The organism is Streptomyces sp. NPDC054849, assembly GCF_053610945.1.
The window spans coordinates 12692-21203 of sequence record NZ_JBSGZI010000118.1; the positions used below are offsets into that span (position 1 = coordinate 12692).

At 67.9% G+C, this 8512-nt stretch carries 9 protein-coding genes; 2 read left to right on the forward strand and 7 right to left on the reverse strand.

The genetic code is table 11. The annotated features are described in order from the left end of the window. The 7 genes from ACWGIF_RS33375 to ACWGIF_RS33405 all read right to left on the reverse strand — a co-directional run. Positions 1-883 (reverse strand): C40 family peptidase (locus ACWGIF_RS33375; RefSeq protein ID WP_453503123.1); only part of this gene is annotated, 883 nt, incomplete at its 3' end. A 211-nt stretch (positions 884-1094) separates the two neighbouring features. Beyond that, a complete protein-coding gene (locus ACWGIF_RS33380; protein ID WP_453503125.1) occupies positions 1095-2729 on the reverse strand; it encodes an FtsK/SpoIIIE domain-containing protein in 1635 nt (544 codons plus the stop codon). Between the two features lie 276 nt (positions 2730-3005). After that, positions 3006-4094 carry a hypothetical protein gene (locus tag ACWGIF_RS33385; protein ID WP_453503127.1) on the reverse strand — a complete coding sequence of 363 codons (1089 nt, stop codon included), beginning with the start codon at positions 4092-4094 and terminating at the stop codon, positions 3006-3008. A gap of 11 nt (positions 4095-4105) precedes the next feature. Further along, on the reverse strand, positions 4106-4489 hold the full coding sequence (locus tag ACWGIF_RS33390) for an RRQRL motif-containing zinc-binding protein (protein ID WP_453503128.1): 384 nt from the start codon (positions 4487-4489) through the stop codon (positions 4106-4108). 1 nt (position 4490) lies between these two features. Next, positions 4491-4712, reverse strand: a complete 222-nt coding sequence (locus ACWGIF_RS33395) for a hypothetical protein (RefSeq protein WP_453503130.1) — start codon at positions 4710-4712, stop codon at positions 4491-4493. A gap of 147 nt (positions 4713-4859) precedes the next feature. Beyond that, on the reverse strand, positions 4860-5060 hold the full coding sequence (locus ACWGIF_RS33400; RefSeq protein ID WP_453503132.1) for a hypothetical protein: 201 nt from the start codon (positions 5058-5060) through the stop codon (positions 4860-4862). A gap of 47 nt (positions 5061-5107) precedes the next feature. Then, positions 5108-5251 (reverse strand): hypothetical protein, encoded by a 144-nt coding sequence (locus ACWGIF_RS33405; protein ID WP_453503133.1) that lies wholly within the window; start codon positions 5249-5251, stop codon positions 5108-5110. A gap of 610 nt (positions 5252-5861) precedes the next feature. On the opposite strand from ACWGIF_RS33405, the gene ACWGIF_RS33410 reads away from it, so the two are divergent. Then, on the forward strand, positions 5862-6620 hold the full coding sequence (locus ACWGIF_RS33410; RefSeq protein WP_453503135.1) for a GntR family transcriptional regulator: 759 nt from the start codon (positions 5862-5864) through the stop codon (positions 6618-6620). A gap of 227 nt (positions 6621-6847) precedes the next feature. Further along, positions 6848-8512 (forward strand): hypothetical protein, encoded by a 1665-nt coding sequence (locus ACWGIF_RS33415; protein WP_453503136.1) that lies wholly within the window; start codon positions 6848-6850, stop codon positions 8510-8512.

Here is an 8512-nt window from a genome sequence, read left to right on the forward strand (position 1 = left end):
CGGGCCGGGGAGCTTCGATCATGTAGCCGCCCCCGACATAGATGCCGACGTGGTGAATGCCTTGCGGGCTACTTCCGAAGAAGACAAGATCCCCGGGCCGCATTTCTTCACGATTCACCGGCTCAGAGGCAGAATATTGCGCTGCCGCTGTACGGGGAAGCATTATTCCGGCTTGCGCGTAGGCGTAGAGGACGAGTCCTGAGCAGTCAAAGCCGACGATATTTCCCCCGGAACTGCCGTTAGGAGAGCAGCATTGTCCCGTGCTGGGACCGCTCGGGGTGCCTCCGCCCCATGAGTACGGCAGTCCGAGGTGATCGTCTGCCGCATTGATGGCGGTGGCGGCCTGTTGGGCGGTCATGGTTTTCCCGCCGGACGACGGTTTGTTGGCGATTGCGTTGATGGACTGGACGTAACCCTGCGTCTCTTTGTAGGGAGGAATTCCCCCGTATTTGCGGACGGCTCCTGATCCGGCGTTGTAAGCAGCGAGCATGTTGCTCTGCTTGTCGCCGGGAATGTCTTCGACTTCCTCAGCCATATCGCAGAGGTATTTGGCTGCCGAGGGGATCGCGTCCTCGGGGTCCCACACGTCACGCTTGCCGTCACCGTTGCCGTCGATTCCACTGCTCTCCCATGTGGACGGCATGAACTGCGCGATTCCCTGGGCTCCGACGGGTGAGGTCTCGCGCTCTTTGAATCCCGATTCTGTTTGGAGAAGCGCGGCCAGCAGATTCGGTGTGACCTCCGGGCAGGTTTTCCCCGCGTCCTCTATCAAGCGTTTGTATTGGCTGGGTACGGACACGGACAGGCCGAGCGCCTGTCCCGCGGGTGTGTCGCCGGCGGCCTGAACGAGCGCGGCCAGGATTACGGCCGCGGTCGCTCCCACGCCGATGGCCCCTACAGCGGCGGATCTCACGTTCCCCCCTTTCGTTCGCTGGTGTGCTGTTGTGGCTGGTCAGCGGGCCTTTCTGTGTCCGCTGATGATCCGCTGGTGATCCGCTGGTGATCCGCTGGGCTTCTGTCTGCCAGCGGTTCGGCAGACGGGTTGCAGCAGATCGTCAGCGGGTGCTCAGCGGGTGCGCCGGCGGATGCCGGAGTCACTGCGAGGCCTTGGCCGCCGCGGTCAGGTCTGCCAGCCAATAGCCCCTGACGACGCCTTTGTCGTCCTTGCTTGGAGCGACGCCGAGGAGTTGCGACAGGGCCTTTCCGCGCGGTACGGGCCTGGTATCGGTGATTCCGACGGCCGGTGCCAGGTCAGCCGTGGGCATGAAGTCGATGCCCTTACTCCGCATAATGTCGATGGCCTGCGTGAGCGGGGTGTCCGGCGCCTTTTGAAGCGTCTTCTCCTGGCGAGCCTCTACCTGGTCAACGACGCTCCAGATGAACTCGTCGGAGAAGTTGAATCCCCGGATCAGCGTGGAGCGGCCGTTGGCGAAAAGCACCGCCTGGCCTTTGATATCTGGATCGAGTAGGGCCGGATTGATCGGTGCGACCGTTTCGAAGTAAGTGTCACCGAGTGCGACTTTTACAGTGCCTGCGGATGCCACATAGAGGCACATCCGGTAGAGGAACTGATCCCGAACCATGACAGGAATCGCGTTCTGCGCCGGGCGCTGTGTCATGAGCACTGTCGAGATTCCGGATTCGAGAGATTTCGAGACCAGAGACCGCGTCTTTTCCGCAATTCGCCGTGCCTGCTCCTTCCCTTCCTTCGACTCGTCGGAGGCGAAGAAATCGGCAGCCTCATCCACGATGAAGATGACCGGTTTGAAACGGGGGGCAGGCTTTCGTGCGCGAACTGCATCCTTGAGTTGCGCGTAGCGCGCCTCGGACCGGTCGTTCAGTTCGTCCACCATCGTCTCGAAAACCGCCGGGTCATCGGAGGATTCGTAGCGGGTGGAGACTTTCTCAAACCTGGTCAGGCCGCAGAATTTTCCATCGAGTAGATAGAGCTCGAATTCCCCATACGCGATCAGCAAGCAGGTGATCAGCCCATTGATCAGGGTGGTCTTACCCATCTGCGTCATACCGGCGACCAGCAGCGAGGCCTTGTCGAGAGTGGGCACGCCGCCGAGATCGCCGGTTACTTCGTGACCCAGGGGAATCCCGGGAAATGCCTCGATTTCCTTGCGGGTCGGCGGCGCGAACGTACGGCTGAAAGGCGGCTGATCGAGTTTGAGGAGCTTGACCTCTCGTTCATTACTCCGGGACGTTTCGAGTTTCAGGTGCAGGCGGGTCACGCCGAGCATTGACGCGATCGGCCCGAGTTGCCTGGAAACGTGTTCGTGAGTGCGGCTCGGGGGCAACAGGAACGTGTACCGGGTCCCCCCGGCACGGAGCAGTGCTTCGGTACGCACGTCCTCCAGCCGGATGACCTCATCGCGGCCGATTGCTCCGGTACGGGTCAGGGCCGCGGTCAACTCCGGGTGCGTCGCAACCGGTGTCTCGGCGGCTTCCTCCGCCACGGCGGGGGATTCCTGCGCCAACGCTGCGGCCGGGGCCGCGTCAGCCGGCTTTCTGGCCCACAGGCGGGTCACTTTGGTCTTGACCCACCAGGCCGCGTAGCCGACCAGTACGAGGGCCGCCACGGTGAGGATGACCGCCACGGGCCACGGGACGCCCAGCTCGATTTTGATTGCCGTCAGGCCCGCTAAGACCATGCCCAGGAGGCCGATTGCGCTGGCCGTGTGGGCATAGACGTCGTCGGGCTCACGGCTGTCAGATTTTCCCATTTTGCCCATTTCCCCCCTGTTTTTGGGATCAAGATCATAGCTCGAACTCGCATTCGAGTCTTGGGATTTCCTGCTTTCCCGGCTCTGCGCTGCGGGTCTGCGACTGCTAACGACAGCCGCGCGCCGGATGGCTCACCAGGTCTGCACGGGTCGACTGCGTGTTTGCTTCCGGCAGTCGCGACACAGCCCGGCCCCCGTCGTGCGGGAGCTGGGCTGCATCGGTGGTGCCGGACGTGGGATGGGCGGCCGTAGGGCCGCCCGAGGTCTGGCTGTTGGTCAGGGGGAGGCGTCGGCCTCGTCCGCGGTCTCCTCCGACTCCGACTCCGACTCCTCACCGGGTCGGCGCGGCTCCTGCGTCATCAGCGCGCGCCACATCGGCCGGATCCGCTCCTCGCTGCCGACAAAGCCCCGTCGGCGCATCTCGCCCGCGGCCTGCCGGTACGAGCGGGGCGGGTCCTCGCTGTAGCGCAGGTGCCGCAGCACCACACCAAGCTGCGTGTCCGTCAGGGGCTCACCTGGCTCGGGGGTCGTCACACCCGTGACGGCCGCGAGGTCGGCGAGCGTGACGGCCGTGACGGGCCGCACACCCGGCAGGGCGCTGACCTGCGTGACGGGCGTGACGGCGGGCGTGACGGGCAGAGCAAGCGCGGGCAACACCCAGTCCCCGTCCAGGTCGGGCAGTTCGATCCGTGCGACGAGGGCCGGCAGGGGGTTGTCAGCGATCGTGGCGGCCGTCGCCTCGGCCTGGGCGTGCAGCGCAGCAGTCATCGACTGCTGCGCCGCCAGGGCGGCGAGACGGAACTCGGTCTCGGCCTCGGCCACCCTCTGCTGCACGTCGGTCGCCACGCGCAGAAGCTCGATGCGGTCGGCGGCCGTGGCCTCCATCTCCTCAAGACGGTCGGCAACGCTCTGCCGCGTGGTCGCGATGGACGTCCGCGTGCCGGCGGACGTGCCGCGCCCCAGGGCGGGGAGGACCACCCACCACGCGACCTTGGTCAGGACGATCGCCGTGGGGGCGATGACCACCGCCAGGTCGAAGTCGGCATGCGCGCGGCTCAAGGTGAGGGCCAGGTCCACGGTGGGAATCGCGGCGATGACCACGGTCAGCACCAAACCCGCGATCTGCACGCGGCGCCCACGCTGGCGGTTGTTGCCCGCCAGGATCTCCGTCGCCTGGACCACCACCCACAGGGCGTCCAGCGCGGCCACGGTCGGCACCGCCCAGTCCCCGAACCGGGGGACAAGGATCTGGTAGCTAACGGCCACAGACAGCAGCGCCACGCCGAGCGTGATCGCTCCGAGGACGGCGAGCACGAGCACCCGCGGGGACACATCAGGACGCCCCCACGGCGTCTTCTTGGACATGGGTTCTCCGTTCAGGCCGCGAGGGCGACCGGGTAGTCGGCGCACCCGGGGCAGCAGCCCAGGGACGTCGGGATCACGTAGTCGTGGGTGACCTGGCACAGCGGGCAGGTGCGGCGGGCCCGCAACATCGCGTGCACCGCGCGCCAGCGGCCCGGCGTCATCGGCCGCACGGGCGCGGCCAGGTCGATGCGGTACAGGTACGCGGCGCGCACCGGGCGGGTCCGCTCGCCGGGCGGGCGCCGGCCGTGCCAGAGGATCTGTGCTGCGACGTCCTGCCCGGCGGGGCGCAGGCCGCGGGAGCGAAGCTGTCGACGGGTCGCCAGACCTTCCGGGGCGAGCCTGCGGGGGTAGGTGGGGATGCCGTACTCGGCACCGTCAGGGTCGTAGAAGCGCACGTCATCCCCCGGCAAGGCGGCGCCGGATGTAGGCGGATCCCGCCGGGTCGATCCTGATCTGCGACCGGGTGACGGCCCCGGTCGTGGCGTCCCGGGTGTAGGCGACGATGACGGCGCCCCTGCTGTCGGTCTGAACGTTGAGCTTGTAGGCGTCGCCGTAGGTCTGGATGTCCGGGACGGGGAACGGCGGGCCCTGGGGCTCGTCGGCGTCGGGCACGTTCATCCGTGCTCTCCTCGCGGGTCATGGTCCGGGATCCTGCACGGACCGGGGCGTGCTGGAAGCCGGGCCGCCCGTCGTGCGGGCGGCCCGGCGTACGAAGTGGCGTCCGGCGGGCGGGAATCTGGTCCTCGCTCCCGCCGGGCGGGACGGTCAGGCCACGCAGTGGCAGGAGACGCGCGGCGCGCGGAGCGAGGGGGGCCGGCTGCCGGGGCGGCCCGAGCCGCCGCAGTCCGGACAGGCCCGGTCGGCGCCGGGGTCGAGGGACCAGACGCCGCCGCACCTGGTGCACATCGCCGCGTCCGCCGTGTCGTCGGTGTGCGGGATCGGGACGGCGAACTCATCAGCGGGCACACCGCAGCAGGGCGACGTGATCGGGGCGGGTCCCGCAAACTCGGGGTTCATTGGGCGCCGCCCGACTGCGCCCGCTGCTGCGCGATCTGCTGGCGGAGCCGGTCGGCTGCCTCACGGGCGGCCTCCGCCGCCGCGGCCGCCGCGTTGGCCCTGGCGATCGCGGCCGCTGCCGCGTCGTGCTGGTACGTCATCGCGCACCGCCGAGGGGACTCGCCTGCGGGCGCCGGACGTCGGTCTCGTTACGATCCATCACAGGACCGCACCTCCCTGTCTCTGTCAGGAACGGGTGACGTCTCAGGCCTGCCGGGCGGTGTTCGCAGCACCATCCGGCAGGCCGTCTTTCGTTGCGGATCGATCTGCTCGGCTGGCCGAGAGACCGCCGCCCGGCACCACCACGCGAGGTGGGGTGCTGGACGGCGACGGCTCGGAACCGTCGAAGCGTTGGGATGCGATCTCTGCCCTTTCACCAGCCGTGCTTGCTCCGGCCCTACGTACGGGCGGGAGGGAAAGTGCTGCGCGTGTCAGCTGGCAGGGTCGGCTTGTCGCAGTTGCCGTGAGTCCACTGTGGAGTTCTAAGGAACGAGCGGTCATCCGTCAGCCCCGTTTCCGGGGGGCACCGGCGCCTAGGTGTTGCGTGGGCCCCTGTGGCAGGGCAAAAGGAATGCCCGACGACAGGTCCGCTACGAGACGCTTACTCTTCGTATCGGCTAGCCCTATTGAAGAATGCCCGTGTGGAGTCGTACTGTCAACAGGGCTAGCCTTAAGGTGATCGCATCGAGGCACGGAAGGAGGCGAGCAGGGATGGCCGGACGGGGATACCGCGAGCTAGCGGAGGAGTTGCGCCGCCGCATCGACACTGAGGAGTTCGCCGGCGGCAAGTTGCCGTCGATCGAGCAACTGATGGATGAGTACGGAGCAGCACGGCAGACGATCCGCAGCGCCATCGGCGTACTGGCAGACGAGGGCCTGGTCGTGCCCGTACGAAAGGCTGGCACCCTCATCCGCAACCGCACGCCGGTCCACGTGCCGCTCAGCCGCTACGGCCAAGTGATCGCACCTGGGGGCACCAAAGGTCCATGGGAGACGGCCACGGCTGCACAAGGCCTGGACGGCGACATGCAGTTCGTATCGGTCGAGCGGGTCCCTGCTGATCCCCAAACCGCCGCACTGCTCGATCTCGCGGAGGGGGACGAACTCGTCTACCGCGTCCGACAGGCACTCATCCGCCCAGACGACGTCGTCCAAATCCAACAGGCGTGGTACCCGGTCGCGATCGCAGAGGCCGCCGGCCTGGACCGCAACGGCAAGGTGACAGGGGGGGTGTACGGCGCCCTAACTGCGGCTGGACACCGCCCTGTGACTGCGAGCGAGACCGTCGGCGCCCGCGCGCCCACGGAATCCGAAGCCAGTCAGCTCCGCATTGGCGGACGCGTGTTCGTGCTCACCCTCGAACGCGTCACTCGCGACGCAAGTGGGCAGCCCCTCGAAGTCCTGCGCGCCATCGCCCCTGCGGACAGGCTCAAACTCAGTTACGACAACCTGCCGCTGGAGGGGCCATGACACGTCGTCGACCACCGCAGGCTAGATCGCAGCATCGGTAATTGACCGGCCATGTCCCTCACGGGGCGTAGTGTCACCTGCACTAGAACGTCAAAAGGCCCGCCGTCCCGGGACTGCAATCCCGGGGGAAACACGGCGGGCCGACCTAGCACAGGTCTGCGGCGAGTGTACCCGCGTGGATCGCTGATCACGCAGTCATCTCGCTTGCAGGCCCGGAAAGGATCGCCGTGGGAACGGCTAGAGACACCGAGCCTGAAGACGACAACAGCCAAGAGGTAGAGCTCTACGGCCCGGAAGACGGGGGCCTGTATAGCTCGAACCTCAAGGACTGGATTCCCCTGTGCCCCGAGCTGAGCGACTCGGCGGTCCGTCTGTACTGGATCATGCGGGCCCTGGTGATCGAGAAGCACGGTCCGGTGCGCAAGCTGACCTTGATGGAGCTGTGCCACCTGTTGCCCAAGAAGCCTGTGAAGCGGGGGGAAAAGGCCCAGCCGTCCAGCGCGGGCCGGATCCGGATCCTGCTCAGGGCGCTCACGGCCGTCGGGCTGGTGACGACGCCGGAGGGCAGGCGGCTGACGACGTCCTCGCGGATCAAGGCTTCCGGCGACGCGCTGCGGATCCGGATCAATGACTCGCCCCCGCGCGGCTACGCCGGCCCCCGGAACGCGTTCGCGGTTCTGGACGCCGTACGGGCCCCGGCGGCCGAGGCAGCCCAGAAGGCGAGCGCGCACCGGATCGCGCAGGAAGCCGCACGGCGGGCAGAGAAGAAGGCCCAGACCGCGGGTCAGAAATCTGACCCGCCCAGTGGAGCGGGTCAGATTTCTGACCCGCCTGGTCAGATTTCTGACCCGCCTGGTCAGATTTCTGACCCGCATTCCGGGGCTGACCTGCAAGATCGCGAACTCCCGTTCAGTCCTTCCGCTCAGTCCTCCCGCTCAGCCACCTCCGTCCGTCCGTCCGTGTCTGTAGGTAGTGGCGTGCGCGCGAGCACGGATGGATGGACGGACGGGGGCGGCGGTGTCATCGAGGACCAGGAGCAGCCGCAGCCCGGGGACCGGGGACCGGCTGCGGCTGACGCCGCGCCGCTGAATGACAACTGCGCACCAGCGATGGGGGCCGTCTCGGGTGAGGGTGGTCCGGCTGAGTGCGCGCCGGTGGCGCCGACTCCGGGTGTGCTGCTGCTGGCGGAGATCGGGGCGTGGGATCCGCAGTACCTGTTGACCGGTCAGACGCTGGCGGACCAAGGGCTGGTGGTCACGGGGATGCTGGAGGCCGGGTGGAAGCCCTCAATCATCCGGCAGGTGATCACGGGGAGGCCGCTGCCGGTGCCGATGCGGCGCACGGTCGGCGCGATCATCTCGGCGCGCCTGCGTGAGGCTGCGGCCGGTCCGGTGCCGAGTCCCACGGCATCGTGGGGCGCCGTGCCCGCCCAGGGCGGTCCGGCCTACACCCCGGTCGATCACTCCAGCACCGCCGTGGCGGGCCGCACCGTGGACGAGGCTCACGAGCACCGGACCCAATACGAGTGCGCGGAGTGCGGGCGCCCCCCCGAGGACGGGATCGACCTGTGCGCGGCGTGCGCCGGCTGGCCGACCTGCACGACCGGGTGCGGCCGCCACGTCCGGCACGAGGGGATCTGTCCCGTCTGCACTGCGACCGCCGACGAGGCCGGGATCGCCCCCGCCGAACGCACCGAGGACGGTACGTGTCCCGGCCACGACGGCGCTCCGTGCGGACGCCCGGTCCTGACGCTCGGGCTGTGCGGGTCGTGCCGAATCAAGGCCGAATTCGTTCGGCGACAGGCTGTGCAGGAGTGGGAGGCAGCGCGGGATGCGGCTGTCGCCGCTGTGGAGCACAGCCCTGAGGGGCAGCCTGCGGGGGCGCCGTTTTAG